At 35.2% G+C, this 25,428-nt stretch carries 29 protein-coding genes, 1 pseudogene and 2 riboswitches; of the genes and pseudogenes, 19 read left to right on the top strand and 11 right to left on the bottom strand.

The window, feature by feature from the left end:
• Nucleotides 1–135: 135 nt before the first annotated feature.
• The 3 genes from DM800_RS08815 to metI form a co-directional block, all read right to left on the bottom strand.
• Entirely contained in the window at nucleotides 136–648 is a 513-nt protein-coding gene (locus DM800_RS08815) for a cysteine hydrolase family protein (RefSeq protein WP_147786731.1), read from the bottom strand.
• A gap of 161 nt (nucleotides 649–809) precedes the next feature.
• Entirely contained in the window at nucleotides 810–1,973 is a 1,164-nt protein-coding gene (gene metC / locus DM800_RS08810) for a cystathionine beta-lyase (protein ID WP_147786730.1), read from the bottom strand.
• The gene (gene metI, locus DM800_RS08805) at nucleotides 1,970–3,082 is read right to left on the bottom strand and encodes a cystathionine gamma-synthase/O-acetylhomoserine thiolyase (protein WP_000103901.1); all 1,113 of its coding nucleotides are present in this window, start codon (nucleotides 3,080–3,082) and stop codon (nucleotides 1,970–1,972) included. The genes metC and metI overlap by 4 nt, the downstream gene beginning before the upstream one ends.
• A 241-nt stretch (nucleotides 3,083–3,323) precedes the next feature.
• Nucleotides 3,324–3,433: riboswitch (SAM riboswitch) on the bottom strand.
• 204 nt (nucleotides 3,434–3,637) lie between these two features.
• A riboswitch (SAM riboswitch) is annotated at nucleotides 3,638–3,747 on the top strand.
• 70 nt (nucleotides 3,748–3,817) lie between these two features.
• Between metI and DM800_RS08800 the strand changes: the two genes are divergently transcribed.
• The 6 genes from DM800_RS08800 (at nucleotide 3,818) to DM800_RS08770 (ending at nucleotide 11,672) form a co-directional block, all read left to right on the top strand.
• Nucleotides 3,818–5,650, top strand: a complete 1,833-nt coding sequence (locus DM800_RS08800; RefSeq protein WP_097907753.1) for a bifunctional homocysteine S-methyltransferase/methylenetetrahydrofolate reductase — start codon at nucleotides 3,818–3,820, stop codon at nucleotides 5,648–5,650.
• Nucleotides 5,650–9,048 carry a methionine synthase gene (gene metH / locus DM800_RS08795; protein ID WP_147786729.1) on the top strand — a complete coding sequence of 1,133 codons (3,399 nt, stop codon included), beginning with the start codon at nucleotides 5,650–5,652 and terminating at the stop codon, nucleotides 9,046–9,048. Before DM800_RS08800 ends, metH begins: the two co-directional genes overlap by 1 nt.
• An 18-nt stretch (nucleotides 9,049–9,066) precedes the next feature.
• On the top strand, nucleotides 9,067–10,125 hold the full coding sequence (gene murG, locus DM800_RS08790; RefSeq protein WP_147786728.1) for an undecaprenyldiphospho-muramoylpentapeptide beta-N-acetylglucosaminyltransferase: 1,059 nt from the start codon (nucleotides 9,067–9,069) through the stop codon (nucleotides 10,123–10,125).
• Nucleotides 10,126–10,374: 249 nt separating this feature from the next.
• A complete protein-coding gene (locus DM800_RS08780) occupies nucleotides 10,375–10,635 on the top strand; it encodes a DUF3966 domain-containing protein (protein ID WP_000817963.1) in 261 nt (86 codons plus the stop codon).
• Between the two features lie 94 nt (nucleotides 10,636–10,729).
• The gene (locus DM800_RS08775) at nucleotides 10,730–11,104 is read left to right on the top strand and encodes a nucleoside 2-deoxyribosyltransferase (protein ID WP_147786727.1); all 375 of its coding nucleotides are present in this window, start codon (nucleotides 10,730–10,732) and stop codon (nucleotides 11,102–11,104) included.
• Nucleotides 11,105–11,183: 79 nt separating this feature from the next.
• A complete protein-coding gene (locus DM800_RS08770; protein ID WP_000764275.1) occupies nucleotides 11,184–11,672 on the top strand; it encodes a hypothetical protein in 489 nt (162 codons plus the stop codon).
• 30 nt (nucleotides 11,673–11,702) lie between these two features.
• Here DM800_RS08770 and DM800_RS08765 read toward each other — a convergent pair whose 3' ends face one another.
• Nucleotides 11,703–12,014: a hypothetical protein gene (locus DM800_RS08765; protein WP_001093232.1), complete on the bottom strand. Its 312-nt coding sequence runs from the start codon at nucleotides 12,012–12,014 to the stop codon at nucleotides 11,703–11,705.
• A gap of 254 nt (nucleotides 12,015–12,268) precedes the next feature.
• On the opposite strand from DM800_RS08765, the gene DM800_RS08760 reads away from it, so the two are divergent.
• On the top strand, nucleotides 12,269–12,484 hold the full coding sequence (locus tag DM800_RS08760) for a DUF3912 family protein (RefSeq protein ID WP_147786726.1): 216 nt from the start codon (nucleotides 12,269–12,271) through the stop codon (nucleotides 12,482–12,484).
• Between the two features lie 216 nt (nucleotides 12,485–12,700).
• Here the strand turns inward: DM800_RS08760 and DM800_RS08755 are convergent, their stop codons facing one another.
• The 3 genes from DM800_RS08755 to DM800_RS08745 all read right to left on the bottom strand — a co-directional run bounded on the left by DM800_RS08755 (nucleotide 12,701) and on the right by DM800_RS08745 (nucleotide 15,264).
• Nucleotides 12,701–14,095 carry an L-cystine transporter gene (locus tag DM800_RS08755; RefSeq protein WP_147786725.1) on the bottom strand — a complete coding sequence of 465 codons (1,395 nt, stop codon included), beginning with the start codon at nucleotides 14,093–14,095 and terminating at the stop codon, nucleotides 12,701–12,703.
• Nucleotides 14,096–14,200: 105 nt separating this feature from the next.
• A complete protein-coding gene (locus DM800_RS08750; RefSeq protein WP_000440719.1) occupies nucleotides 14,201–14,443 on the bottom strand; it encodes a DUF2626 domain-containing protein in 243 nt (80 codons plus the stop codon).
• 125 nt (nucleotides 14,444–14,568) lie between these two features.
• Nucleotides 14,569–15,264: a helix-turn-helix transcriptional regulator gene (locus DM800_RS08745; RefSeq protein WP_000434122.1), complete on the bottom strand. Its 696-nt coding sequence runs from the start codon at nucleotides 15,262–15,264 to the stop codon at nucleotides 14,569–14,571.
• A 206-nt stretch (nucleotides 15,265–15,470) separates the two neighbouring features.
• Between DM800_RS08745 and comGA the strand changes: the two genes are divergently transcribed.
• The 10 genes from comGA to DM800_RS08695 all read left to right on the top strand — a co-directional run bounded on the left by comGA (nucleotide 15,471) and on the right by DM800_RS08695 (nucleotide 21,085).
• Nucleotides 15,471–16,514, top strand: a complete 1,044-nt coding sequence (gene comGA / locus DM800_RS08740; RefSeq protein ID WP_137010974.1) for a competence protein ComGA — start codon at nucleotides 15,471–15,473, stop codon at nucleotides 16,512–16,514.
• On the top strand, nucleotides 16,507–17,538 hold the full coding sequence (gene comGB / locus DM800_RS08735; protein WP_147786724.1) for a competence type IV pilus assembly protein ComGB: 1,032 nt from the start codon (nucleotides 16,507–16,509) through the stop codon (nucleotides 17,536–17,538). Before comGA ends, comGB begins: the two co-directional genes overlap by 8 nt.
• An 11-nt stretch (nucleotides 17,539–17,549) precedes the next feature.
• Nucleotides 17,550–17,849, top strand: a complete 300-nt coding sequence (comGC, locus tag DM800_RS08730; protein ID WP_137010972.1) for a competence type IV pilus major pilin ComGC — start codon at nucleotides 17,550–17,552, stop codon at nucleotides 17,847–17,849.
• Nucleotides 17,846–18,301 (top strand): comG operon protein ComGD, encoded by a 456-nt coding sequence (comGD, locus tag DM800_RS08725; protein ID WP_000810391.1) that lies wholly within the window; start codon nucleotides 17,846–17,848, stop codon nucleotides 18,299–18,301. Before comGC ends, comGD begins: the two co-directional genes overlap by 4 nt.
• Complete coding sequence (locus tag DM800_RS08720) at nucleotides 18,294–18,596, top strand: hypothetical protein (protein ID WP_000829516.1); 303 nt, start codon at nucleotides 18,294–18,296, stop codon at nucleotides 18,594–18,596. The genes comGD and DM800_RS08720 overlap by 8 nt, the downstream gene beginning before the upstream one ends.
• Nucleotides 18,566–19,036: a competence type IV pilus minor pilin ComGF gene (comGF, locus tag DM800_RS08715; RefSeq protein WP_097907746.1), complete on the top strand. Its 471-nt coding sequence runs from the start codon at nucleotides 18,566–18,568 to the stop codon at nucleotides 19,034–19,036. Before DM800_RS08720 ends, comGF begins: the two co-directional genes overlap by 31 nt.
• The gene (gene comGG, locus DM800_RS08710; RefSeq protein ID WP_046956345.1) at nucleotides 19,033–19,404 is read left to right on the top strand and encodes a competence type IV pilus minor pilin ComGG; all 372 of its coding nucleotides are present in this window, start codon (nucleotides 19,033–19,035) and stop codon (nucleotides 19,402–19,404) included. The genes comGF and comGG overlap by 4 nt, the downstream gene beginning before the upstream one ends.
• Nucleotides 19,405–19,579: 175 nt before the next feature.
• Nucleotides 19,580–20,230 carry a 2OG-Fe(II) oxygenase gene (locus DM800_RS08705; RefSeq protein ID WP_046957539.1) on the top strand — a complete coding sequence of 217 codons (651 nt, stop codon included), beginning with the start codon at nucleotides 19,580–19,582 and terminating at the stop codon, nucleotides 20,228–20,230.
• Nucleotides 20,231–20,348: 118 nt separating this feature from the next.
• Nucleotides 20,349–20,846: a shikimate kinase gene (locus tag DM800_RS08700; protein WP_088123393.1), complete on the top strand. Its 498-nt coding sequence runs from the start codon at nucleotides 20,349–20,351 to the stop codon at nucleotides 20,844–20,846.
• Nucleotides 20,847–20,884: 38 nt separating this feature from the next.
• Entirely contained in the window at nucleotides 20,885–21,085 is a 201-nt protein-coding gene (locus DM800_RS08695) for a YqzE family protein (protein ID WP_000106081.1), read from the top strand.
• A gap of 67 nt (nucleotides 21,086–21,152) precedes the next feature.
• On the opposite strand, the gene DM800_RS08690 is transcribed toward DM800_RS08695, so the two are convergent.
• Together DM800_RS08690 and DM800_RS08685 are read right to left on the bottom strand one after the other, a co-directional pair.
• Nucleotides 21,153–21,785 carry a VC0807 family protein gene (locus DM800_RS08690; RefSeq protein WP_001073110.1) on the bottom strand — a complete coding sequence of 211 codons (633 nt, stop codon included), beginning with the start codon at nucleotides 21,783–21,785 and terminating at the stop codon, nucleotides 21,153–21,155.
• Between the two features lie 140 nt (nucleotides 21,786–21,925).
• Nucleotides 21,926–22,044 (bottom strand): annotated as a pseudogene (locus DM800_RS08685) (GTP pyrophosphokinase).
• A gap of 73 nt (nucleotides 22,045–22,117) precedes the next feature.
• Between DM800_RS08685 and DM800_RS08680 the strand changes: the two are divergent.
• Complete coding sequence (locus tag DM800_RS08680) at nucleotides 22,118–22,345, top strand: hypothetical protein (RefSeq protein WP_000032702.1); 228 nt, start codon at nucleotides 22,118–22,120, stop codon at nucleotides 22,343–22,345.
• A gap of 97 nt (nucleotides 22,346–22,442) precedes the next feature.
• Complete coding sequence (locus DM800_RS29580; protein ID WP_255446956.1) at nucleotides 22,443–22,574, top strand: hypothetical protein; 132 nt, start codon at nucleotides 22,443–22,445, stop codon at nucleotides 22,572–22,574.
• Between the two features lie 36 nt (nucleotides 22,575–22,610).
• Here the strand turns inward: DM800_RS29580 and DM800_RS08675 are convergent, their stop codons facing one another.
• Together DM800_RS08675 and DM800_RS08670 are read right to left on the bottom strand one after the other, a co-directional pair.
• The gene (locus DM800_RS08675; protein WP_147786723.1) at nucleotides 22,611–23,405 is read right to left on the bottom strand and encodes a YqhG family protein; all 795 of its coding nucleotides are present in this window, start codon (nucleotides 23,403–23,405) and stop codon (nucleotides 22,611–22,613) included.
• Nucleotides 23,392–25,074, bottom strand: coding sequence for a DEAD/DEAH box helicase (locus tag DM800_RS08670; RefSeq protein ID WP_046956347.1), 1,683 nt, complete (start codon nucleotides 25,072–25,074; stop codon nucleotides 23,392–23,394). Before DM800_RS08670 ends, DM800_RS08675 begins: the two co-directional genes overlap by 14 nt.
• Nucleotides 25,075–25,428 lie beyond the last annotated feature (354 nt).

Here is a 25,428-nt window from a genome sequence, read left to right as displayed (position 1 = left end):
TTATAATGTTATATATAGAATATAAAACAGGTTAAAAGAAAAGAAGCTGAATGTAGTCAGCTTCTTTATGGTGATAACAAAATATTTGAGTATAGCTGATAAATTTTAGAATTACCAAGACATTAGTTATATATTCTAGATTTCATCTTTTATCAGCTTTAAAAATCTGCGGTTCCATATATTTTCATAAAAATCAATTGTCTCTTTTGCGGACATAAATGGATTATTTAACGTAGAGGTTGCTTTCTGTACCATGAAGTTTTCGTATTCTAGTCCATGGGAAAATTTAATCGTAGCATCCATACAGTACTCTGTTTGGGCACCACAAAATTCAATACGGTGTACAGATAATTGTTCTAAAATCTCTTTCAAGTTTGTTTTATAAAATGAATTGGCATGTGTTTTTCTTACAAAAAAATCTTGTTCCTGAACATCTAGATCAGCATGAATAGCCCAAAGTTCTGTTTCGGGTACTAAATCATCATCATAATGTTGAATAAAAATGATTGGTTTATTTGATTTTCTGTATGAAGAAATTCTTTTATTTACTTTTGTAAGTAAATTTTGTAAATCGAATAAATGCTCTTCGCTATAACATACTCCATTTTGTAAATCGATAACGATTAAAACATCTGCACAAGTATCCATTATTTTTGCCCCTTTTTTACTTCTTAATATATCAATTAATTCATTATTTAGAAATAGATGGTGCTCTTTCGTTTTTTTATGAACTATACGAAAAGTAAAAAATATACTTAATGGCATAAAAAAGAAGATATGAAAACTTAATTTCATATCTTCTTTTCATTCTATGCATTTACAGGTTCTTCTACATAAGAAAGGGCATTTTCAAAATCGGATATTAAATCGTCAACATTTTCAAGGCCGACAGATAACCGAAGTAATGAATTAGAAATCCCTCTTTCATCACGAGCTTCTTGCGACAGTGCTGCATGTGACATTTTAGCTGGGTAGGAAAGAATCGATTCGACAGCTCCTAAACTAACTGCAAAGACAGGTAATTTTACTTTTGATAAAAATTGGCGGAGTGCGTCTTCTGATTGTAAGGTGAAAGATAGGACAGCTCCAGCTGATGTAGCTTGAGATTGTTGAATATCAAATCCAAGATGTGTTTGTAAGCCAGGATAATAGACATTTTTAACTTTAGCGTGCTCTTGTAAATAATGTGCAATTTTATTGGTGTTTGCAGCTGAATGCTTAAGACGTACATGCAATGTTTTTAGACCGCGAAGTACGAGAGAACAATCTTGAGGACCTAAAATAGCGCCGAATGCATTTTGTAAAAATCCAAGTTTTTGAGCGAGTTCGGCATCTTTTACAACCGCTAATCCGGCAGTAACATCACTATGACCGGCAATGAATTTTGTGGCACTATGAAGAACGACATCGGCGCCAAGATCAAGTGGTTTCTGAAATAGTGGTGTCAAAAATGTATTATCAACAAAAGTAAGGGCGTCAATAGATTTTGCAAGTTTAGAAACAGCACGAATATCTGTCACTTTTAAAAGTGGATTAGAGGGTGTTTCCACATAAAAGAGTTTTGTGTTTGGCTTAATGTTTTGCTTTATTTCTTCTACATTTGTCATATCAACAAATGTATGTGACACACCGTAACGGGAGAGCACTTCAGTTATAATTCGGTAAGTTCCTCCGTATACGTCTTCTGAAATGAGTACGTGATCGCCTTGTGAAAGAAGGAGGAATGCAGTAGAAATCGCTGCAATTCCTGATGCGAAGGCAAATCCCTTTGTTCCTCCTTCTAATAAAGCAATGATATCTTCAAGAGCTTCACGAGTTGGATTACCAGAGCGACTATAGTCATATTTTCCGAACGTATCTACATCAAACTGATGGAATGTTGATGTATTATAGATGGGAACGTTAACAGCTCCTGTTTGTGAGTCATGTTTATATTGGTTGTGCAGTAAGAGTGTATCTATAGAATAACTCATATTCTTACACCTTCTTTTACAAGTTTAATAGCTTGCTTTAAGTCTTGAATTAAATCGTTACTATTTTCAATGCCAACGGAAAATCGCAGAAGACGATTACATACACCGTTTGCTGTTCTGATTTCTTCAGGAATATCAGCGTGTGTTTGCGTTGCTGGATACGTCATTAAACTTTCAACACCACCAAGACTTTCAGCAAATGTAATTAAGGATAAAGATTGTAAGAATGGATTAATCCATGTTTCATCTTTCAGACGAAATGAGATCATGCCGCCTCTTCCAGGATAAAATACATCTGTCACCCCGTCTTCATCATTTAAATAAGCAACAACTGCTTTTGCATTTTCTTCATGTTGTCTCATGCGAAGCGCTAACGTTTTCATACCACGAATTAATAGCCATGAGTCAAATGGACTTAAGACCGCACCAGAGGCATTATGATAATGAGCGATTTCCTCACAAAGTTCCTTTCCTTTTGCAACGACAAGTCCGCTTAGGACATCGTTATGTCCCCCTAAATATTTCGTTGCGCTATGAAGTACAATGTCGGCACCTTCTGTTAATGGCTGCTGTATATAAGGCGTATAGAATGTGTTGTCTACAATAAGAAGTAGTCCGTGTCTTTTCGCTACAGTTGCGACAGCGGCAATATCAGTAACTTGCATTAACGGATTAGTTGGAGTTTCTATGAAAATAGCTTTCGTTTCAGTTGTGATAGCTTGCTCAATTTGTTTAATAGATTGTGTATTTACGTATCTACATCGAACATTCCACTTTTTTTCGTGCTCAGAAAATAATCGATAAGTGCCCCCGTATAAATCTTCAGATACAATAAGTTCGTCTCCGGAACGGAATAGGGAAAGGACGAGGAGAACAGCTGCCATCCCTGAACTACAGGCATAACCTTGTTCACCGTACTCTAAGTCTGCGATTGCCTGCTCTAAAAGACCGCGAGTTGGATTGCCAGTTCGTGAATAGTCAAAGCCAGTAGAGTTACCAATTCCTTCGTGACGATAAGCAGTTGAAAAATAAACAGGTGGGTTAACAGTTCCTGTTGTAGTTTCGCTCCGGTTTCCGATTTGTGCTAGTTTTGTTTCAATAGTTGACATGTGAAAATTCCTCCTTTTTAAATTAACAATTAAGTGAATGTAAAGTGAAACTTTAATCAGTGAGGGGGCATCCCCACTGATTATCAGCCCTCACCAATCGGGCTTTTACGGGCAATCGATTCCCACCTAACTTCTTTGTTCTAGCTGAATTTTGAGTTGGGAATCTTACTGCCCTCAAATAGCGGGGTAAAATAAAAAAAGCCTTCTAAAGAAGAAGGCTTTCGGTTTGAATAGAGTCTTCTTCTCATCTGTCAAATCTTTCACAATTTGCTGGAATTAGCACCTTATTAACAAATGTTAATGGTTGCTGAGGCGTCATAGGGCCAGTCCCTCTACCTCTCTAGATAAGAATGTTCGTATGAAATTTTTATTATGTTTTTAACTTTACAACAAAAGATAATTGAATTGCAACTTTATTTTAAATAATTTTTATTTTTCCGCAAGTGTCATTGACTTTTGCATTTGTGCATGCTAAATTTATTAAAAAATTAACAAACATTGTTAAAAGGGGAACGTATTTCCTTTTAGCTACATAAATAAAATAATAAAGACAAACTCTTATTGAGAGCGGTGGAGGGAAAGGCCCTGTGAAACCCGGCAACCTTCAAACGAAATGTTTGAAACGGTGCTAATACCTGCAAAACGAATGTTTTGCATAATAAGAGGAGGAACAATTATGTCCCCCTCTTCAAAGTGAAGAGGGGGTTTTTATATTGATAGAAATGAGGGAGATTTGTGAAATTACTAGATTTATTATCAAAAGGAATTGTAATAGGTGATGGTGCGGTTGGGACGTTATTACATTCACATGGTTTGCAAAGTAGTTTTGAAGAATTGAATATATCTGATCCAGATTTAATTATATCGATTCATAAACAATATGTAGCTGCTGGGGCTGATGTGATTCAAACAAATACGTACGGAGCAAATGAAGCGAAATTGCGTATGTATGGTTTAGAAAATCAAGTTACTGAAATTAATAGAGCCGCAGTAAAACTGGCGAAAGCATCTGTTACAGACAGAAATGCAATTTTAGGAACAATTGGTGGTATGAAACATATCGGAGCTGTTACGACAACTGATATGGAAAGAGAATTTATGTTACTGGAACAGGCTAGTGCATTACTAGAAGAACAGGTTGATGGACTGCTATTAGAAACTTTCTATGATGAGTTTGAATTACTTCATGCTGTTCAGGTGTTACGAAAACAAACGAATATTCCAATTGTAGCTCAATTAGCATTGCATGAGGCAGGTACAACTCAAAATGGAAATGATGTAAATGAAATATTAAAACAGCTTTTAGATTACGGTGCAAATGTCGTTGGATTGAACTGTCAACTAGGGCCACTTCACATGACGGAAGCTTTTAAAATGATATCGATTCCGCAAAATGGCTACTTGTCAGCATATCCGAATGCAGGTCTCCCAAATTATGTGGAGGGACGTTACGTATATGAGGGAAGTCCAGCTTATTTCGAAGCGATGACACCGAAATTTATTGAGCAAGGTATTCGGTTATTAGGTGGTTGTTGTGGCACGACTCCAGAACATATTGAAAGTATGAAACGTGCAATTGCAAATGTTACACCTGTAATAGAAAAGGATACGATTCAAAGACCGAAAGTAGTTCATACACACGAGAAACGTTCAAAAGCTCATGTCACATTAGCAGAGAAAGCAAAAAAACAAACGACAGTAGTAGTGGAATTAGATCCACCGAAAACGTTAGATACGCAGCGATTTTTTGAAGGCGCAAGAGCATTGAAAAGAGCTGGGGCAGATGCTATTACTCTAGCAGATAATTCATTAGCATCGCCTCGCATCTCGAATATGGCAATGGGGGCATTATTAACGAAGCACGATATTCCGGTATTGACGCACTTAACGTGTAGAGACCATAACGTCATCGGACTACAATCTCATTTACTAGGCCTATCAGCGTTAGGTATGGAAGAGGTGTTAGCTTTAACTGGGGATCCAGCACGCGTTGGTGATTTTCCAGGTGCCACTTCTGTATATGATTTGTCCTCTATTGAGCTCATTAAAATGATTAAAGAAATGAACGACGGGCGCTCGATTTTAGGGAAATCAATTGGTCCAGCAACAAGGTTTTCAGTGGGAGGTGCGTTTAATCCGCATGTAAGACATTTAAAAGCAGCGGTTAAGCGAATGGAACGGAAAATAGATGCTGGAGCGGAATATTTCTTAACTCAGCCAATTTATGATATCGCGTTAATTGAAGAAGTGTATGAAGCGACGAAGCATTTGGAACAACCTATTTTTATTGGGATTATGCCATTAATAAGTAAAAGGAATGCAGATTTCCTTCATTTTGAGGTACCGGGTATTACTCTACCTGAAGAAATAAGGGAGAGAATGGATGGACATGAAACGAAAGAGGCAGCAATTGAAGAAGGGATTCGCATTTCACAAGAATTGATCGATGCGGCGATGAAATATTTTAACGGCATTTATCTTATTACACCATTTCTAAAATATGAAATTACAGAACATCTTGTTAAATATGTGAGAGAAAAGCAAGAAGTGAAAGAAGGTATTAATTGATGAAATGTATAGAAGAAAAATTACAAAATAACATCTTAATATTAGATGGTGCAATGGGAACAATGATCCAGCAAGAGGACTTAACTGCGGAAGATTTCGGAGGAGAAGAGTACGAAGGCTGTAATGAATATTTAGTAGAAACAAGGCCTGATGTCATTTTAAAGATTCATAAAGCTTATATTGAAGCTGGAGCAGATATTATTGAAACAAATACATTTGGGGCGACAAACATTGTATTAAGTGATTATGAGTTGTCTCATTTAGATGAGGAATTAAATGAGAAGGCAGCACGTTTAGCGAAGCAAGCGGTCAAAGCAAGCGGGAAGGAAGTATATGTTGCGGGAGCAATGGGACCAACAACGAAAGCGATTAGTGTTACAGGTGGTGTGACGTTTGAAGAATTAATTGAAGCCTATACACGGCAGGCTAGAGGCTTATTGAATGGCGACGTAGATGTATTACTCGTTGAGACGAGTCAAGATATGCGTAACGTGAAGGCTGCTTATATTGGAATTCAAGCAGCTTTTGATGAGCTAAATAAAATTGTACCTATTATGATTTCAGGAACGATTGAACCGATGGGAACGACTCTGGCCGGGCAAACAATTGAGGCTTTTTACTTATCAGTAGAACATATGAAGCCATTATCTGTTGGATTAAACTGTGCGACCGGTCCGGAGTTTATGAGAGACCATATTCGTTCACTATCTGATTTGTCGGAGTATTACATTTCTTGTTATCCAAATGCAGGTCTTCCTGATGAAGATGGACATTATCATGAATCTCCATCTTCTCTCGCTGAAAAAGTGAAGCGATTTGCTGAAGAAGGATGGGTTAATATTATCGGTGGTTGTTGTGGCACAACACCAGAACATATAAAAGCAATAAAATCCGCGTTAGCTTCTCTTAATCCACGTGAACACCACGAAAGAGCTGGACACGGGGTTAGTGGATTAGAGGCACTTCAATATGATGACTCTATGAGACCATTATTTGTTGGTGAAAGAACAAACGTTATTGGGTCACGTAAATTTAAACGATTAGTAGCAGAAGGGAAATTTGAAGAGGCTGCTGAAGTCGCAAGAGCGCAAGTGAAGAAAAATGCTCATATTATTGATATTTGTATGGCAGACCCTGATCGCGATGAAATAGAAGATATGGAAAACTTCTTGGCAGAAGTTACGAAAGTGTTAAAAGTACCAATTATGATTGATTCAACAGATGAAAATGTGATGGAGCGAGCTCTTACTTATATTCAAGGAAAAGCTGTTATTAATTCAATTAATTTAGAAGATGGAGAAGAACGATTTAAAAAAGTGACGCCGCTTCTTCGGAAATATGGTGCTGCTATTGTTGTAGGAACAATTGATGAAGATGGTATGGCGGTTAGTGCAGAACGAAAACTCGAAATCGCGAAAAGAAGTTATGAGTTATTGACGACGAAATATGGTATACGCCCGTCAGATATTATTTTTGATGCACTTGTATTTCCTGTAGGTACAGGTGATGAAGAATATATTGGTTCAGCGGCAGCGACGATAGAAGGAATTCGCCTTATTAAAGAAGCCTTGCCAGAGTGTTTAACGATTTTAGGTGTAAGTAACATATCTTTTGGTTTACCACCAGCTGGCCGAGAAGTATTAAATTCCGTCTTTTTATACCATGCAACGAAAGCAGGATTAGATTATGCAATTGTGAATACGGAAAAATTAGAACGGTATGCGTCAATTCCAGAGGAAGAAAAACGTCTTGCTGATGCACTACTTTTTGAAACGACGCAAGAGACGTTAGAAGAATTTACAAATTTTTATCGCGCGGCAAAAAAGAAAGATGTCGTTACCCAAGAAACATTAACTCTTGATGAAAGGCTGGCAAATTACATTGTAGAAGGTACGAAACAAGGACTACAAGAAGATTTAAGCCTTGCACTTACAGAAGGAAGAAAACCTTTGGATATTATTAATGGCCCACTTATGACAGGAATGGATGAGGTGGGACGATTATTTAATAATAATGAGCTTATCGTTGCCGAAGTATTGCAAAGTGCTGAAAGTATGAAAGCTGCCGTAAGCTATTTAGAGCCACATATGGAATCTAGCGAGAGTGCGAAAAAGGGGAAAGTATTATTAGCAACTGTTAAAGGTGACGTACATGATATTGGGAAAAACCTCGTTGAAATTATTTTATCGAATAACGGATATGAGATTATTAATTTAGGAATCAATGTTCGTTCGGATCGAATTGTTCAAGAAGTACAAGAAAAGAAGCCTGACATTATTGGTCTTTCTGGTTTATTAGTAAAATCAGCGCAACAAATGGTAACGACTGCTGAAGATTTAAAAGCTGCAAATATTGATGTTCCAATCGTTGTAGGCGGGGCAGCGTTAACGAGAAAATTTACAGAAAATCGTATTTCACCATCATATAAAGGGCTCGTATGTTATGCGAGTGATGCGATGACTGGTCTTGATATTATTAATAAGCTTCAAAAAGAAGAAGAGCGTGAGAAGATGAAACAAGATAAAAAAGAGCGTCATCTTCATATCGTAAAAAAAGAGGAGAAGAAAGTAGAAATTCCAGCAGTAATTGAGCCATTAGCGAAGGCAGAGGTTATGATGCCTGATTCAACAAAACGAATTGTATTACGTGATATTCCAGTTGCACATCTCGCTCCATTTTTAAATAGACAAATGCTACTTGGACATCACCTTGGATTAAAAGGAAATGTGAAGAAGCTTTTGCGAGAGGGAGATAAGAGAGCACACGAATTAAATGATTTAATAGATGAATTATTGCAGGAAGGACAATCTTGGTTAAAACCGAAAGCGGTGTATCAATTTTTCCCAGCGCAAAGTGACGGACAAAACATTGTAATATATGATCCAGAAGATCATACGCGTGTTATAGAGCGTTTCACATTCCCAAGACAAGGAAAAGCACCATATCGTACTTTAGGTGATTATTTACGACCAGTTGGAGATGAGATGGACTATGTTGCTTTCCTATCTGTTACGGTTGGGGAAGGCGTTCGGGACATTGCTGAAGAGTGGAAGGCGAAGGGTGATTATTTACGCAGTCATGCCATTCAATCGTTAGCGCTTGAACTAGCAGAAGGTCTTGCTGAAAAAACACATATGCTCATTCGTGATCGCTGGGGTATTCCAGATTCACCAGAACTGACGATGGAAGAACGTTTCCGTACGAAATATAGAGGGATACGAGTGTCTTTCGGTTATCCAGCATGTCCAGAACTTGCGGATCAAGAAAAGTTATTTCGCCTTATTCATCCAGAAGAAATAGGTATTTCATTAACAGAAGGATTTATGATGGAGCCAGAAGCATCTGTGACGGCTATGGTATTTTCTCACCCTGAGGCAAGATATTTTAGTGTATTATAGTGTAGAAGGGGGAGACGTATGAAGAAAATAGTCTTTACAGGTGGCGGTTCGGCAGGGCATGTAACACCTAATTTAGCCATCATTCCACATTTACAAGAACAGAATTGGGATATCTCGTATATTGGTTCTCATCAAGGGATTGAGAAAACGATTATAGAAAAGGAAGGCATTCCGTACTATAGTATTTCAAGTGGAAAGCTACGTCGTTATTTTGATTTAAAAAATATAAAAGATCCTTTTCTTGTAATGAAGGGTGTTATGGATGCGTATGTAAGGATTCGAAAGCTAAAGCCGGATGTGATTTTTTCAAAAGGTGGTTTCGTATCTGTACCAGTCGTACTTGGAGGCTGGCTAAATAGAGTCCCTGTTTTATTACATGAATCTGATATGACGCCAGGACTAGCAAACAAAATTGCGCTCCGTTTTGCTTCGAAAATATTTATTACATTTGAAGAAGCTGCGAAACATTTACCGAAAGAAAAAGTAATCTATACAGGATCTCCTGTACGTGAAGAAGTGCTAAAGGGAAATCGTGAAAAAGGTTTAGTGTTTTTAGGTTTTTCACGTAAAAAGCCAGTTATTACAATTATGGGAGGAAGTTTGGGCGCAAAGAAAATTAATGAAACGGTTCGAGAAGCGTTACCAGAACTTCTGAAAAAATATCAAATTGTTCATCTTTGTGGAAAAGGTAATCTTGATGAAAGCTTACAAAATAAAGAAGGATATAAACAATTTGAATATATACATGGGGAACTGCCAGACATATTAGCGATAACAGATTTTGTTATTTCACGTGCGGGCTCTAATGCCATTTTTGAGTTTTTAACATTGCAAAAGCCGATGGTTTTAATTCCGCTATCGAAATTTGCAAGTCGTGGAGATCAAATACTAAATGCAGAGTCTTTTGAAAGACAAGGATATGCTTCCGTATTGTATGAAGAAGATGTGACTGTGAAATCACTTATAAAGCATGTCGAAGAATTAAATCAAAATAATGAGATGTATAAAACAGCACTAAAAAAATATAATGGAAAAGAAGCAATTCAAACAATCATTCAACACATTTCAGAGGCATGATGAAACAATCATGTCTTTTTTAGTAGGATGAAAGATTCCAAGGATTGATATTTTTATGTTACAATAAAGTGAAACTTTAATCAGTGGGGGAGGGGTTAATCCCCCACTGATTATTAGTTGAACCAATTGGGCTTTTACGGGCAGTTAATCCCACACCTAACTTCTTTATTTTTGCTGAATTTTGAGGTGGGGGTTTTACTGCCCTCGAATAGCGGGGTAACAAATGGATTAGTAGGGAAATTCCAATTAATGAAGCGTGAAAATACGAATGGATTAGGAGTGACTGTGTTGGAGCTAAGTCTCTATGAAAATACTGCACTTATTATATGCTTTGTGTTGTACGTTGGTAGTGTTATTGTTTATATTTCAAGGAAATTTTCGCAAGAAAGAGAGCTTGAAAAATCAGAAATAACAGCTGAACTAGAAATGTTAGCTGATGAAAGTTATAAAAAGAAGAAAATAAAAGAAGAGCATGAAGAATCCCATCATTTAAACGCAAATAAGTTTTAAAGATGGGGATTTTTTTTTGAAGTCGTTCTTTATTATGTTTATAGCAATTAACGCTAAAAGGAGTTTCCCGTACATAATGAAGGAGTGTATATAAATGAATTTTTATGTCGCCTCAGGATTCCAAAATAAACATCTTGTACGTTCTATAGCAAATGAACTGAAACATGCAGGATGGCACCATACATATGATTGGACAAGAAACGAAAGAGCAGTGAATCAAGATCAATTAAGAGAAATTGGGCAGGCAGAAAAGAATGCTATTAAAGAAGCGGATGTCTTTTTACTTGTATTAGATGGCGGAAACGGGAGCCATACAGAGTTTGGAATGGCGATTGCGCTAGAGAAAAAGATATATGTATATCATGAAAGAAACCCGCTTCAAACAACGTTCTATCATTTGCCAGAAATAAATATTTTTGAAGGAGATGCAACTGAATTTACATCTTATGTTATGAATCATGTGAAATAATAGTAACGACCTAAAAGGTTATAAAAGTGATCTTTTGGGAACAGTGATGATAAGAAACGTATATAAAGGAGTATATAATATGAAATTAGAAAATGGATGGGAAACGAGCTTTTTAGAAGTTGTACAAAATAGTGAATTTAAGAAAGAGGCCGTTCTTAGTCAATTGCTTTGTGAGGATAGTGAAGAAGTAGAAGAGCTTGTGGATGATTACGGATATGAAGAGATTATTGAACGCGAACATGATGATGAATTAGCAGAAGTTTTAGGTGAAGAACTTTTCGATGAGATGGAACGACACGTATTCTTATCTTCACAGCCAGAAGAAAAACTTATTTCATTCGTAAATGGATTAGGTTTTCATGTGTTAGATTGGATCGTTCTTCTTGAAACAGAATTTGGCATTGATAGTGTACACTTTACGTCAGACGCCGTGAAAATGTTAGAAAAGCGCTTTAGACAATTTCCATACATAGAAGATAAGACGATATTTGATATGACATTTGGAGAAGCAATGGATGTATTAGAATCCATTACAGGATTACAACTGAAGGAAAAGATGAACGTATAATGTAAAAAAAGAACGTGATACGTTCTTTTTTTACATTATAATAATTTTGTCATCTAGTTTTGTTTGTCCGCTAAGAAGTGCGTTTAAATATTCCACTTTTCTTATACAGGCCTGTATATGTCTTTCAACCTCTTGTAACTCTGCTTGGTGATGTGTTTCAATCGGATGAATTTGTACGTTGAATTTTTCAAATTGACTACTATATGTTATTTCTGCATAGCCGCTCATAATATCCATTTCGTTATGAAATAAAAATTGTTTCGTTTTGTCACAGAATGATACATTCTGAAAGCCATATACTTTTAATGCGTCAATTACTTTTTTAATCATTTTTGTATTCATTTTTTTTAACCCTCTTTGCGAAGTTCTACTCATATATTATAACATAAAAAATTACATAGAAAGCGCTTCCAAGTGTATTTTATTATAAACTTTACGTTTCAATCACAAAAATGAAACAAAGAAAAAATAATTGTAAAGAAGGGAGGACTCTTTTATTGTTTCGTCATATATATAGAGAAATAGTGCAAGGAAAGGAAAATTTCCGAATTTGAGTTCGTATTTCAAATTTAAGCGCAATAAAAGAGGTGAGAGACTTGAACTTTGATATTGTAGGACAAAAAGCATATATAAAAGATGGACCGCATCGGAACCGAATTGGAATTGTAAAGAACAGAGAGACAAAATTAGAATCGCAGTTTGCTATTGTAATTGGAGAACAAATCATTGATGTAGAGCTAAAGGATATCGTGTTAGTTGGAGTAGACGTAGGACAATTTCATAAATGGTGCGAACAAAATGGTTATTTGTGAGAAGGACGGGCTGTGAGATAATGAAGTATATTTGAGAAAAGAGAATATGTTATTGTATTCTCTTTTTCTATGTGTAAGGAGATAGAAATGAAGTATAAAGAACGAGATTTTACATAGTATTTGAGACAATATGTTATGCCTTATGTATAAAAGAAAAAGAGGAAGATGGAAAGAACTAAAAAAGGACGCTAACAGTTTTTGTTAGCGTCCTTTTTATTATGAAGCAATTTCACCAGTTTTTGTATCATCTTGATTGTACGTATCTTGATCTAATTCACCAAGCCATTTACTAGAAATAAGACCTGCTGTCATAGAACCACTTACGTTAAGAGCTGTACGACCCATATCGATTAATGGTTCAACTGAGATAACAAGAGCGACAATACCGATTGGTAAGTTCATTGTAGATAGTACGATTAACGCTGCGAATGTTGCACCACCACCAACACCGGCAACACCGAATGAGCTAATAGCAACGACAGCGATTAAAGTTAAAATAAATTGTGGTTGTAATGGATCAATTCCTACAGTTGGAGCGACCATCATTGCAAGCATTGCTGGATAAATACCTGCGCAACCGTTTTGTCCGATAGATACTCCAAATGATGCTGCGAAGTTTGCAATCCCTTCGGAAATACCAAGCTTTTCTTTTTGCGCTTCAATATTTAATGGCATTGCACCAGCACTAGAGCGAGATGTGAATGCAAATGTTAATACAGGGAACACCTTTTTTAAATATTGAATTGGATTTAAACCAGATAGAGCAATTAATAATAAGTGGATAACGAACATTACGATAAGTGCCACGTAAGACGCTAACACGAAGTTACCAAGTTTTAAAATAGCATTAATGTCGCTACCAGCAACTGTTTTTGCCATAAGAGCTAATACGCCGTATGGAGTAAGACGTAAAATTAATGTTACCATACGCATTACGATTGCATATACAGCATCAAGCATTTTCTTAAATAGTTCTGCTTGTTCTGGATATTTTCGTTTTACCCCTATAAAGGCGATACCGATAAAGGCTGCAAATATTACAACAGAAATTGTTGATGTTGGACGAGCACCTGTTAAATCAAGAAACGGATTTGTAGGCAACAGCTCTAATAATTTATCTGGAATTGTTGTTTTTTCAATAGAAGTAAATCTTTCTTCAACTAACTTCAGACGAGTGGATTCTGCATCACCTTGTTGTAAGCCTGTTGCTGATACATCAAATCCTGCACTTGCAGCAATACCGACAGCTGCAGCAATTCCTGTAGTAAGAATTAAAATTCCGATAATAAGACCACTAATTTTACCAAGGTTTTTCGTTAACTGTAATTTTGTAAAGGCTGAAATAATAGATACTAAAATAAGTGGCATAACGATCATTTGAAGTAATTTCACATAACCGTTACCGATTAAGCCAAACCAAGTGTTTGATTCAATAATTACTTTAGAAGTTGGTTCATAAATAAATTGTAATATAAGACCGAATATAATTCCGACTCCTAAAGCAGTAAATACACGTTTATTAAAAGATACATGCTTACGTTGCATATAATATAATACGCCAACTAAGATGAGCATGACTGCAACGTTAATTCCGACAAGCAGTGTATTCATGTTGATTCCCCCTAATTCCAATCTGTTATATAGAATATAAGGTAATAAAACCTATAAGTCAACTAGGAAATTGCGGAATTAAAAAAAGATGGCAAAATGCCATCTTTAATGTCCAGCTCCTGGGACAAGTAAAAACGTCGTGTAGTATGTAAATCCTATGAAGAAAACAGTTAAATATGCCCCGAATACGTATATATACATACGCTCTGTTAAATTTAAATAGCTTAAAAGTACGAAGAAACCTGTTTGTCCTAAAAATAGTAGTGCGGCCTGTTGCATATCCCCTACGTAAAACATAACCGAGAAAATTCCAGTCCAAAAGCCGAGAACGCGAAACATGCGCTCCATGCCATCTCCCTCCTTTTCTAAAAAAAGTAAACCTCTCCTCATTATAGTTTATTTTTCTTACTATTGTAAATATTCTTTCATATAAAAAGAAGCCAATTATAATTGGCTTCTTTTTATATGAGAAATTAAATTGTTAGTTTATAATTACAAGATTTACATCCATCTAGTAGACTATCGTTTCGAGTTAATTCCGTGTTAGGGAATAGGATTTCAAAAATCCCTTTCATCATATCTCCGTGCATATTACAAATTTCAGTTGGGTGATGAACAGCAACTTCTTTAAATGGACAATTGTGTACATCATAGAAAATTTTCGTTCCATCTGCACTTAATTCAAATGCAGGTGATAAACCAGCTGTTGAGAAAGCTTCTTTTGCAATTTGGACTTTTTGCTCTACTGTTAAAGCATCTTCGTTCACATGTAAACGCTGCATATGTTGTTGCATTAACTCGGCCCCGAATTGTTTTCCCGTTTCGTATAGCGCTTTTTCACCAGCGGCGCCAAGGCTAAGTAAAGAATTAAATGCTATTCTTGCTAACAATTGATAATCGCGGAATGGAAATTGTAATTGAATCACATCTTCAGATAATACATATAATCTACTTGGTCTTCCGCCTTTTCCAGTTTTCTTCGTTTCCGATTTCAGCATATGAACATCTTCTAATTTAGATAAATGTAAACGTGCTACGTTTGGATGAATGTCAAACTCATCTGCAATTTCTTGTACAGTTACGTAACTATGTTTTTGAGAAATATATTTATAAATGTAATAACGAGTTGGGTCAGATAATACGCCTGTAATTTTTAAAGCTTGTTCCATGAGGATCTCCACCTTTATCACTTTATCCAAGATAATAACATTATAATACAGATAAACTTCCATATAGGTAATTTCAGACAATAATTCGGAAATTGTTCATAATTTCACAAACATATTTTTCCTTTTCCCTCTATTGAAAATACAAAAATACCGATTTTTCTTATGAATTTTTTCATGCTATATACATAGTGGGGAGGGAAAAAATGATGAATGGAATTGAAATTTTTGCGAATACGATTTTGAAAGAGGCGTGCAGGGTACAAGCTTCGGATTTACATATTGTGCCCCGGAAGAAGGATGTAGCGGTTCAACTGCGTATAGGAAAAGATTTAATGACGAAACACTGTATCGAAAAGGAATTTGGAGAAAAACTTGTTTCACACTTTAAATTTTTAGCATCCATGGATATAGGGGAGAGACGGAAGCCACAAAATGGTTCACTGTATTTACAAATGGATGGACAAGAAGTGTATTTACGCCTTTCCACGCTTCCAACCGTATACCAAGAAAGTCTCGTTATTCGTCTCCATTTACAAGCATCTATTCAGCCGTTATCTCATCTTTCGTTATTTCCAAGTACAGCGAAAAAACTACTCTCTTTTTTACACTATTCACATGGGTTACTCGTATTTACTGGACCGACTGGTTCGGGGAAGACAACAACAATGTATGCATTATTAGAGGTAATTAAAAAAAAGAAAACACGTCGCATCGTTACACTTGAAGATCCAGTTGAAAAAAGAAATGACGATGTATTACAAATTCAAATAAATGAAAAAGCAGGTATCACATATGAGGCGGGACTAAAGGCCATTTTACGTCATGATCCAGATATTATTTTAGTCGGTGAAATTCGTGATGAAGAAACAGCGAAAATCGCTATAAGAGCAAGTTTGACTGGACATTTAGTAATGACGACACTGCATACTAGTGATGCGAAAGGGGCGATACTCCGATTTATGGATTTCGGTATAACGAGGCAAGAGATTGAACAATCTTTATTGGCTATAGCTGCACAGCGACTTGTCGAATTGAAGTGTCCGTTTTGCCAAAGAAAGTGCTCAACTTTATGTAAATCAATGAGGCAGGTAAGACAAGCGAGTATTTATGAGTTGTTATATGGATATGAGTTAAAACAAGCAATTAAAGAAGCAAACGGGGAATGTGTCACGTACAAGCACGAAACATTAGAATCTTCGATACGAAAAGGATACGCTTTAGGATTTTTAGAAGAGGATGTGTATGTTTAAGAAAATATGGAGTTTAAGTGATCAAGTAGTATTGCTGAAACGATTAGGAGAACTATTAGAAAAAGGATACTCCCTTTTGCAGGCATTAGAATTTTTACAGTTTCAATTACCTTTAGAAAAGAAAGTACAATTGCAGCGCATGATTGATGGATTAAAAGATGGAAAAAGTCTACATGATTCTTTTCATCAATTAATGTTTCATCAGGAGGTGTTAAGTTATTTATTTTATGCTGAGCAACATGGTGATATTTCTTTTGCGTTGCAACAAGGGAGCGCACTTCTTTATAAAAAGGATAAGTATAGGAAAGATATGATGAAAATAATGCAGTATCCTATGTTTTTGGCGTTCTTTTTAATAATCATGATTTTTGTTTTTAACCGCATTTTATTACCGCAGGTTGACACGGTATATAGTTCATTCGGTTCTACAGCACCGTTACTTACAGAACAAATATTAAGTGCAATTAAGCTGCTACCCAGCCTTATTTTTAGCACTATTTTTATCATTATGATTGGATGTAGTGTATATATGTTTTACTTTCGGAAACTCCCGCATATGAAGCAGGTAAAAATTATGCTTCGTATCCCCCTCGTAAAAACATTTCTTATTTTAAAGCATTCACATTATTTCGCCACTCAATTGAGCGGTTTATTACAAGGTGGACTATCAGTACTTGAGGCCCTAACAATAATGATGGAGCAAAATTATCATCCGTTCTTTCAATATGAAGCGGGTCGAATTGAACGCCAATTAATTGCAGGAGAACCGTTGCAATCTATTATTGCTAAAAGCGGATATTATGAGGAAGAACTTTCTTATATTATTACGCATGGACAAGCAAACGGTAATTTGGCGCTTGAATTAGGTGACTATAGCAATCTTATTATGGAAAAGATGGAGCAAAAAGTTAAACGTATGTTAGTGATCATTCAACCAATTTTATTTACGTGTATTGGAGGAATAGTCGTTCTTATGTATTTAGCGATGATTATGCCAATGTTTCAAATGATGAATTCTATTTAGGAGGCATTTACATGCAGAATGAAGAAGGGTTTACCCTTTTAGAAATGTTATTAGTTATGGTCGTCATAACTGTACTATTACTATTAATTATTCCGAATGTAGTTACACAGCGTTCATCCGTCGAAGGAAAAGGATGTAAAGCCTATGTGAAATCTATAGAAGCTCAAATACAAGCATACCATTTACAACATAATAAAATTCCCTCGCTAAAAGAGCTAAGGGATGAAAAATATATTACAGTTGATGAGTGTCCGAATGGTGAAGCCATTCATATTTCAAATGATGGCACAGTAACAACTGGGAAACTGTGAAACAAAAAGGTTTTACTCTTTTAGAAATGCTACTCGTTCTATTTGCAATTTCTGTACTAAGTATGGTCACGTATTTTAACGTACATTCATTACATGAAAAACAAAAAGTGGAACAATTTTTAAGACAGTTTTCAAACGATATTTTGTATATGCAACAATTAGCGATAAACCGTCAAAAACACTATACATTACGATGGTATAAAGATAGACATACGTATTATATAGGGGAGCTAAGTGAGAATCTTACTATCATTAAAAGAGAATATGATAGCGATATACAAATTGATTTGAATACTTTTCCAAATCCGATGACATATAATCCGAGTGGAAATATTAATAGAGGTGGCACTATTTTACTTTCGTATCGAAGTTATAAATATGAGATTGTATTTCAGCTTGGGAGAGGGAGATTTACGTATCGTGAAATGTCAAAAAGGGTCAGTGATGGCTGAGATGCTTGTAGCATTAAGTATAGTAATGATGGCAGTATCTTTACTACTTCCGCAAACAGTATTGGTTATGCAAGAACGAAAAAACATACAAATTCGTTATAAAGCATTTGTATTATTAAAAAGGGAAGCAGCTTTATATATGTATGAGAATGGGGCGAAACGACCGCAAGAAAAAGTCGTAAACGGAAATGTATATTACACATATTGGGGAGGAAATGAAGTTTGTGCTATGTGGAAAGATGTGAAAGGAAGAATGATGGAACAATGCTTTTATGCAGGAGAAAAAATAAATTAGAAGTTGGGTTTACATTAATAGAAATGATCGTATGTTTTTTTCTGTTATCACTGTTCTTTTTACTCTTGCCACGTTTAAATTTTATTGGAATAGAAAACAACCAATCAAAAGGATTAAATAATTGGGAATGGGATGTGTTTATAGGACAAGTACAGTTAGAGTTTCGTAAAGTATCTTTTGTAGAAAAAATAGTCCCTGAAAATAAAGATAATCTTTTGCGCTTCCGTCTTCGCACTGGAGATGAAGTGACGTATGAAAAATTGAATAATCATCTTATAAGAAAAGTGAATATGCGCGGAAGAGAAGTTATATTGCAAAATGTTGAAATGGTTTCGTATGAAGTAACACCTCATTTGCTCTTTATAAATGTGAAAGATATGAGTGGGAAAATATATGAAGGTGTAGCTGTCAGGTATAGCGAAATGGAAATAAATATATGAGAAAACAAGATGGATTTACGATGCCAGGAACAATCATTTTTCTTGTATTATTAACTTCGTTCTTTGTATACGAAACGAATATGTTGCTTATAGATAAAAAATTTTATATTGAAATAGAGCAAAAGTTTGTACTGGAGGAACTACTAAATCGATCTATTACAAATATAAAAAAAGACTTACAGCAAAAAGAAAAGGAAGATACTTTTTTCTTTCAATATGAAAAGGGCGAAGCAAGTGGGAATTACGTCTTTGAAAACGATGTTATACTCGTTTCGTTGCAGTGCAAAATAAAACAAGAAGTTTTCTACAAGGTTAGTTTCCGGTATAGAAAAAAGGATGAGAAAATATTCGATTGGATAGAAGGATAGCATGTAAAATATACGGATGAAAACCATAATTTCTTATTTTAAAATAGGTTGTTTTTTTATAGGAAATGGATAAATAAAACAATTGAAAGTTTAAATTTTCTCAAAAAAGAGAAAGGTAGAAAGAATATGATATATTCAAGCTATCCAAACATATTTTTTTAGGGAGAATAGGGAAATGACAAATAACAATCAAATAGGTGAAAATAAGGAACAAACTATTTTTGATCATAAAGGAAATGCAATTATGACGGAAGATAGGGAAATACACATTATTTCAAAATTCGAAGAACCTCTTATTGTCGTGTTAGGAAATGTATTAAGTGATGAAGAATGCGACGAATTGATTGAATTGTCTAAAAGTAAAATGAAACGTTCTAAAGTTGGTTCATCACGTGATGTAAATGATATTCGAACGAGTAGCGGTGCATTTTTGGAAGACAATGAGCTTACTGTAAAGATTGAAAAACGAATTTCATCTATCATGAATGTTCCTGTAGCGCATGGAGAAGGATTGCACATTTTAAATTATGAAGTGGATCAACAATATAAAGCGCACTATGATTATTTTGCGGAACATAGTAGATCAGCTGCTAATAATCGTATCAGTACGCTTATCATGTACTTAAATGATGTAGAAGAAGGCGGAGAAACGTTCTTCCCGAAATTAAATCTTTCTGTGCACCCTAGAAAGGGAATGGCAGTATACTTTGAGTATTTTTATCAAGATCAATCACTAAATGAGCTTACGTTACATGGAGGGGCACCTGTAACGAAAGGTGAGAAATGGATTGCAACGCAGTGGGTGAGAAGAGGCACTTATAAGTAAAAACGTGTATGTGACGTTTTGTTCTTCATTGTACAAGGAGAACAAAACGTTTTTTTATTAAATAATGTAATCTTTCGTTATAATAACAAATAATAACGGATGATTGAGAGGAACGAACATGAAATCTATATACATAACCGGTTATATGGGAGCTGGGAAAACAACAATTGGAAAAGAATTAAGTAAAGAACTTCATATGGATGTTGTCGATACCGACCAAAAGATTGAAGAGAAGCAAGAGAAGGCAATTCGTGATATTTTTGCCGAAGAAGGGGAAATCGCTTTTCGGGAATATGAAAGTGAAATGTTACGTTCACTACCCAGTTGTAATGTAATTATTACAACTGGTGGTGGAATCATTGAGCGAGAGGAAAACCGAAAGTGGATGAAGGAAAATGGAACTGTCGTGTATTTATATTGTGATCCACATGTAATTGCAGAAAGGCTTCGTGAAGATACGACACGTCCACTATTTCAGAAGAAAGATATAGAGGCATTTGTGGCAAAATTTGAATCGCGCCGAGCTCATTATGAAGAGGCTCATATTCATATCGATACGACGAATAAATCGGTAAAACAAATCATGAATGAATTAAAAGAAAAGATTAATGAATAAAAAAGTGGACATACTAATCAAGTAGAGGTGATGATAATATGTCTACTAATGATTATGTTCGCTTTGTGACACAGCAGTTTGTGTCGTATATGGATGCTCCAAAAGAAGATCGTAAACAAAAGAAAGAACAACGCCGTGCTGAAAAAGAGCCATTTATGAATAAGTGGTTTGGTGTTATGCCGCTTAGTGCTGCTTTGTTTTATCGAAACGTAAAAAATAAAAGAAAAAAATCAAGTTAACGATTTCGTAATATGTGTAGTAAAATGAAAATCCCCTAGTAGTATGATGCTACTAGGGGATTTTCATTTACTGCACGGATTCCTTTTCTTCTGTAACGGCATGTATTTTATTGTTTACCCATACAAATCCAATTCCGATACAAATGGAAATGCCCCATCCAACAGCGGTCATAATCGCTCTCATTTCACCATAGCCATCTACACCGAAAACAGAGATGAAATAAATTTTTAAGAAGCTTTTTAATATGAATTGTAGCCCGAAAAATAGCGTTAAATATTGTAGTGCTGGATAGATACGACTATCACGATACAGTTCACGACTTTTATCACGGTCATGGCCTTGCAATGCGGCAATATCTGCTGCGAAATATAACATAAGTGGTTTTTTTATAAAAATGGTACATATAACGATAATACCGAGCACGATGTGATAATACGCATCGTTCCATAACATTCGTTCAGCTGATCCAGATAATAGGTCTACCGTTGTATTAGAAATGAGTGTAATTAAAATAAAGAATCCTGTTACGTTAAACTGTTTTTCTTTTTTAAAGGTATACAGTGTATAAATAATCCCCGGAACAGAGGAAAGTAACATCGCGTAATAAGGATCGATATAAGGTTTTGCAAATTTCCAAATGAGGAATGGGATTACGAGATAAAAGACAAGATCTAATATAGCTTTTTTATTTTGATTCATATAAATCCTCCTTAAGTCATACATATATTTTATAATATAATTTCTGAAAATTGTATAATGTTTAATGGGAAAAGAAAAAATATATCACTTTTTGAGGGATTAGTAGATTGAAAAAATTGCCCCTAGCGTAGTAAGTTTTTTTAGTATATAATAAAGGAAACGCTTTCATTTTTTTGGCTTGTTCACAAAATGGACGGAAAATCACATATTTACTATCGATATGTTGCTTTATAATGAAACTAATTAAATATACATGCATACAATATTGTGAAATAAATAACATAAATAATCTATATAAATGTAAACGTTATCAAAATAGAGAGGTGGAGACAATGAGTAAATTTTTCTTCAATCATAATCCAGCAACAGTAGAGGATGGAAGGCTTGTTAAGTATGCTGAAATTATTTATGGAGAAGGTGGCCGTTCTGTATTAGAAAATTTAATGGTGAAGGCATCTATCAGATTGCGTGATCGTTATCCGAATAAATCTGACGAGCAGATCTCGAACCTCGTAAATAAAGGCATCCATGATATGTTTCAAAAATATGTGAGTGAGTAAGAGTAGCCAATGGCTGCTCTTATTTTTTTGTATAAGGATTGTATCTCTAGCTGAAAATAAGGATGTATTTTGAAAGATATAAAAAGGAGTGATAAAGATGAGTAATGGAATTGGTCGTTCAAAAGAAAATCTTCCAACTGATGCTAATCATGTGAGCGCAAAGGATCGTGCGCATCAAAAACGTATGGCAAAGCACAAACAACAAGAGCGTAATGGCGATAGAGGATAACTCAAAAAAAGCTCCTTCTAAAACAGAAGGGGCTTTTTAAGAAAGAAAATGATTCGCGGTAACATAAAAGAGTCCGCCGTTAATAATTTGTACTGTAATGCGTGGTTCATATTGCTCTTGCAAGGCTTGTTTTTCAATTTGATAGCTTTCGGGGAGTTCATCACTTTCTTCATAAAAACGATTTAAAAGATCTAAATCGTGATTCCAGCGCACTCTTGCTTCTTTCGCCCACGTATGGTCATCTTCTGCAATAATATTTTTTAAAGCATCCTCTATACGTTGTAAACCGCTTTGCGGTTTAATGATAGGCGAGAGCGTAAAGCAAAAGTCAGGTATTTTCGGTGTAAGTTTAATTTTAGCTAATGTTTCATGAAAGTTTGCAATCATTGTGCCAGAAATGAGATGAATCCCAATGGAGTGAAGGATGTCTTTTTTTCGATCACATTGATAGGAAACTTTAATATTTACACCGAGCCAAGGATGGAGTGGTGTATGTGTCGCTCCGCTATGCCGTACTTCCTCATATAAACGTATGTAAGAGCCTAATTCTTTTGTCGTTTGGAAAATTTGATGAAGACGTGGTGAACCGTAGTGAATAAGCTCACCATCGCTTTCTTCACTTTCTGGATTTGTAAGAAGAGTAAGGCGCATCGGATTCGGTACGCCTCCTGTTTTCTCAAGATAGTGCCAATAAAAAGGACGGTTCATTAATAATTTATCCATCTCAATTGTTAACTGCACATCTAATAGATGAGGGGAGCGCTTTAAAATTTCGCAGTTATTCGCCTCAAAAAAATTGTATAAGTAATTATGAATTTCATGTTGCTGCATAGCCTTGCACCTCAGCTTCATTTCGTTTCGCGAAGTCGATAATAGATGTTAAGTTTTCCATCTTAATTCGGATTTCTCCTTCGCTTTTTGATTGCGCAAATATTTCTTGAATATGTGCGTCGATGTTTTTCATATTAATTCTCGTTAAAATTTCATCCAGTTCACCGATAACACGCTCAAATAAATTGATTTTTTCATATAACAGTTTCAAAATATGTTCTTCAACAGTATGTTTTGTAGCTAAGTTATAAATATGAACATCATTCTTTTGACCAAGACGGTGAATACGTCCGATTCTTTGTTCAAGACGCATTGGATTCCACGGTAAGTCATAATTAATCATATGGCTACAAAACTGTAAGTTAATCCCTTCACCACCAGCTTCGGTTGCAATTAATACTTGTGCGTGGTTTTGGAAAAGCTCCTTCATCCAATCTTTCTTCCCACGTTTAAACCCGCCGCGGAATGGAACGGAAGAAATACCGTGTTGTTGTAAAAACCATTGTAAATACATTTGTGAAGCTCTATATTCAGTGAAAATAATGACTTTATCGTCAATTTCTTTTATAAGTTCTAGTGCTTTATTCGCTTTTGAGTTGAAAGGAATATGATTAATTTTGTCCATTAGCACATCAATATGCGGGTCTTTTATGTAATGCTCATTTTCTTTCTGCCTTTTTTCCACATGTTTTTTTAATGAATAGTAAACAGCTTCACGACTACTACACGCTTCCCGTTTTAAAGTTAACGATGAGAAAGCAGATGTGAAGGCATCTTGTCCTCGCCAATTTTCAATACCATTATACAAAGCTTGCTCTTCTTCATTAAACTCAACAAAAATTGTACGTACATGTCTCTTTGGCCAATCAATTCCGGTATTATGACGTCGATTTCGGACCATCACTTTGTTAATAAGAGATTTTAAATCTTCATCAGATTCGGCGGAACGATTTTTTGAAGCATAATATTCTTCAAAGTTGGATTGATTGCCTAAATGTCCTGGCTTTAATAAAGAAACGAGGTTGAAAATTTCATCAATCTTATTTTGAACAGGCGTAGCGGTTAATAATAAGCAAAATTTCTTTTTTAATCGTTGTGCAAATTCATAGTTTTTTGTTTTATTATTTTTAAGTTTATGTGCTTCATCGATAATAATAAGGTCATATTCTAAATTCAAAACGATATCGCGATGCGGTGAACGTTTTGCAGTATCAATTGATGATACAATCACATCGGCTTGTTCCCACGAGTAGCTTTTCTTTTGGGCTACAGCTGGAATAAAAAACTTTGTATTTAATTCGTATGCCCATTGTGATACGAGAGAGGCAGGGACGAGTATAAGTACTTTTTTCACAAGGCCGCGGACCATATATTCTTTTAAAATAAGCCCAGCTTCAATCGTTTTCCCAAGTCCCACTTCATCTGCTAGTATCGCTTTACCATTCATTTGTTCAATGACATTTTGAGCGACTTCTAATTGATGAGGAAGTGGTGTGAAATGAGATAAATGCTTCGGTGCTTGTAATCCATCGAAAGTAGGAACAAGTAACGATTTTTCTGTTTTATAAGCTAAATGATATAAATCCCAATTTGTCCAAGGACCATCTTCGTTAATTCTATTTAAAAAATTGTTTTGCCACGTTCGATCTACGGAAATATCGACATTCATTACGACTCTCCCACCTTTTATAAACTAAAGTAATTATTAAAAAAATCTTTATTATATAAGCCTTGTAATAAGGCTCTATTACACTTGCTGAAAATTAAAGAATAGGAAAAGATAAAGGGCTAAATTTTGAAAATTGTATTTAATAAGATTAAGAATGAAAAATTCTAAATTATTTTTTATGCTAGAATATTGATGAAATATAGCGAATAATGTTAGGATAATGGTGTGAAATGTGTGGAATCTTTCGTATTTTATCCAAGAAAGTGATTTTTTATTTACGCTTTCATAAAAAAATATAATGAGATTCCGTATATCCTATCTTTTCAGAGTGAAAATGTTTAGATATGGCGAGCA

The sequence above is a fragment of the Bacillus sp. AY18-3 genome (assembly GCF_008042305.1).
GTDB classification, from domain to species: Bacteria; Bacillota; Bacilli; order Bacillales; family Bacillaceae_G; genus Bacillus_A; species Bacillus_A wiedmannii.
This window is presented reverse-complemented; position numbering and strand designations above follow the sequence as displayed.

Excerpts from the sequence above, each read along its gene's own strand:
- DM800_RS08695 (WP_000106081.1), top strand. The coding sequence starts at position 20,885 with ATGTCTACTAATGATTATGTTCGCTTTGTGACACAGCAGTTTGTGTCG.
- comGF (WP_097907746.1), top strand. The coding sequence starts at position 18,566 with ATGCTTTTATGCAGGAGAAAAAATAAATTAGAAGTTGGGTTTACATTA.
- comGA (WP_137010974.1), top strand. The coding sequence starts at position 15,471 with ATGAATGGAATTGAAATTTTTGCGAATACGATTTTGAAAGAGGCGTGC.
- DM800_RS08680 (WP_000032702.1), top strand. The coding sequence starts at position 22,118 with ATGAGTAAATTTTTCTTCAATCATAATCCAGCAACAGTAGAGGATGGA.
- DM800_RS08770 (WP_000764275.1), top strand. The coding sequence starts at position 11,184 with ATGAAATTAGAAAATGGATGGGAAACGAGCTTTTTAGAAGTTGTACAA.
- DM800_RS08750 (WP_000440719.1), bottom strand. The coding sequence starts at position 14,443 with ATGGAGCGCATGTTTCGCGTTCTCGGCTTTTGGACTGGAATTTTCTCG.
- DM800_RS08675 (WP_147786723.1), bottom strand. The coding sequence starts at position 23,405 with ATGCAGCAACATGAAATTCATAATTACTTATACAATTTTTTTGAGGCG.
- comGG (WP_046956345.1), top strand. The coding sequence starts at position 19,033 with ATGAGAAAACAAGATGGATTTACGATGCCAGGAACAATCATTTTTCTT.
- DM800_RS08745 (WP_000434122.1), bottom strand. The coding sequence starts at position 15,264 with ATGGAACAAGCTTTAAAAATTACAGGCGTATTATCTGACCCAACTCGT.
- DM800_RS08705 (WP_046957539.1), top strand. The coding sequence starts at position 19,580 with ATGACAAATAACAATCAAATAGGTGAAAATAAGGAACAAACTATTTTT.
- DM800_RS08775 (WP_147786727.1), top strand. The coding sequence starts at position 10,730 with ATGAATTTTTATGTCGCCTCAGGATTCCAAAATAAACATCTTGTACGT.
- DM800_RS08690 (WP_001073110.1), bottom strand. The coding sequence starts at position 21,785 with ATGAATCAAAATAAAAAAGCTATATTAGATCTTGTCTTTTATCTCGTA.
- comGB (WP_147786724.1), top strand. The coding sequence starts at position 16,507 with ATGTTTAAGAAAATATGGAGTTTAAGTGATCAAGTAGTATTGCTGAAA.
- metC (WP_147786730.1), bottom strand. The coding sequence starts at position 1,973 with ATGAGTTATTCTATAGATACACTCTTACTGCACAACCAATATAAACAT.
- DM800_RS08815 (WP_147786731.1), bottom strand. The coding sequence starts at position 648 with ATGGATACTTGTGCAGATGTTTTAATCGTTATCGATTTACAAAATGGA.
- DM800_RS08720 (WP_000829516.1), top strand. The coding sequence starts at position 18,294 with ATGGCTGAGATGCTTGTAGCATTAAGTATAGTAATGATGGCAGTATCT.
- DM800_RS29580 (WP_255446956.1), top strand. The coding sequence starts at position 22,443 with ATGAGTAATGGAATTGGTCGTTCAAAAGAAAATCTTCCAACTGATGCT.
- metH (WP_147786729.1), top strand. The coding sequence starts at position 5,650 with ATGAAATGTATAGAAGAAAAATTACAAAATAACATCTTAATATTAGAT.
- DM800_RS08700 (WP_088123393.1), top strand. The coding sequence starts at position 20,349 with ATGAAATCTATATACATAACCGGTTATATGGGAGCTGGGAAAACAACA.
- DM800_RS08755 (WP_147786725.1), bottom strand. The coding sequence starts at position 14,095 with ATGAATACACTGCTTGTCGGAATTAACGTTGCAGTCATGCTCATCTTA.
- comGC (WP_137010972.1), top strand. The coding sequence starts at position 17,550 with ATGCAGAATGAAGAAGGGTTTACCCTTTTAGAAATGTTATTAGTTATG.
- DM800_RS08780 (WP_000817963.1), top strand. The coding sequence starts at position 10,375 with ATGAAGCGTGAAAATACGAATGGATTAGGAGTGACTGTGTTGGAGCTA.
- murG (WP_147786728.1), top strand. The coding sequence starts at position 9,067 with ATGAAGAAAATAGTCTTTACAGGTGGCGGTTCGGCAGGGCATGTAACA.
- DM800_RS08670 (WP_046956347.1), bottom strand. The coding sequence starts at position 25,074 with ATGAATGTCGATATTTCCGTAGATCGAACGTGGCAAAACAATTTTTTA.
- DM800_RS08765 (WP_001093232.1), bottom strand. The coding sequence starts at position 12,014 with ATGAATACAAAAATGATTAAAAAAGTAATTGACGCATTAAAAGTATAT.
- metI (WP_000103901.1), bottom strand. The coding sequence starts at position 3,082 with ATGTCAACTATTGAAACAAAACTAGCACAAATCGGAAACCGGAGCGAA.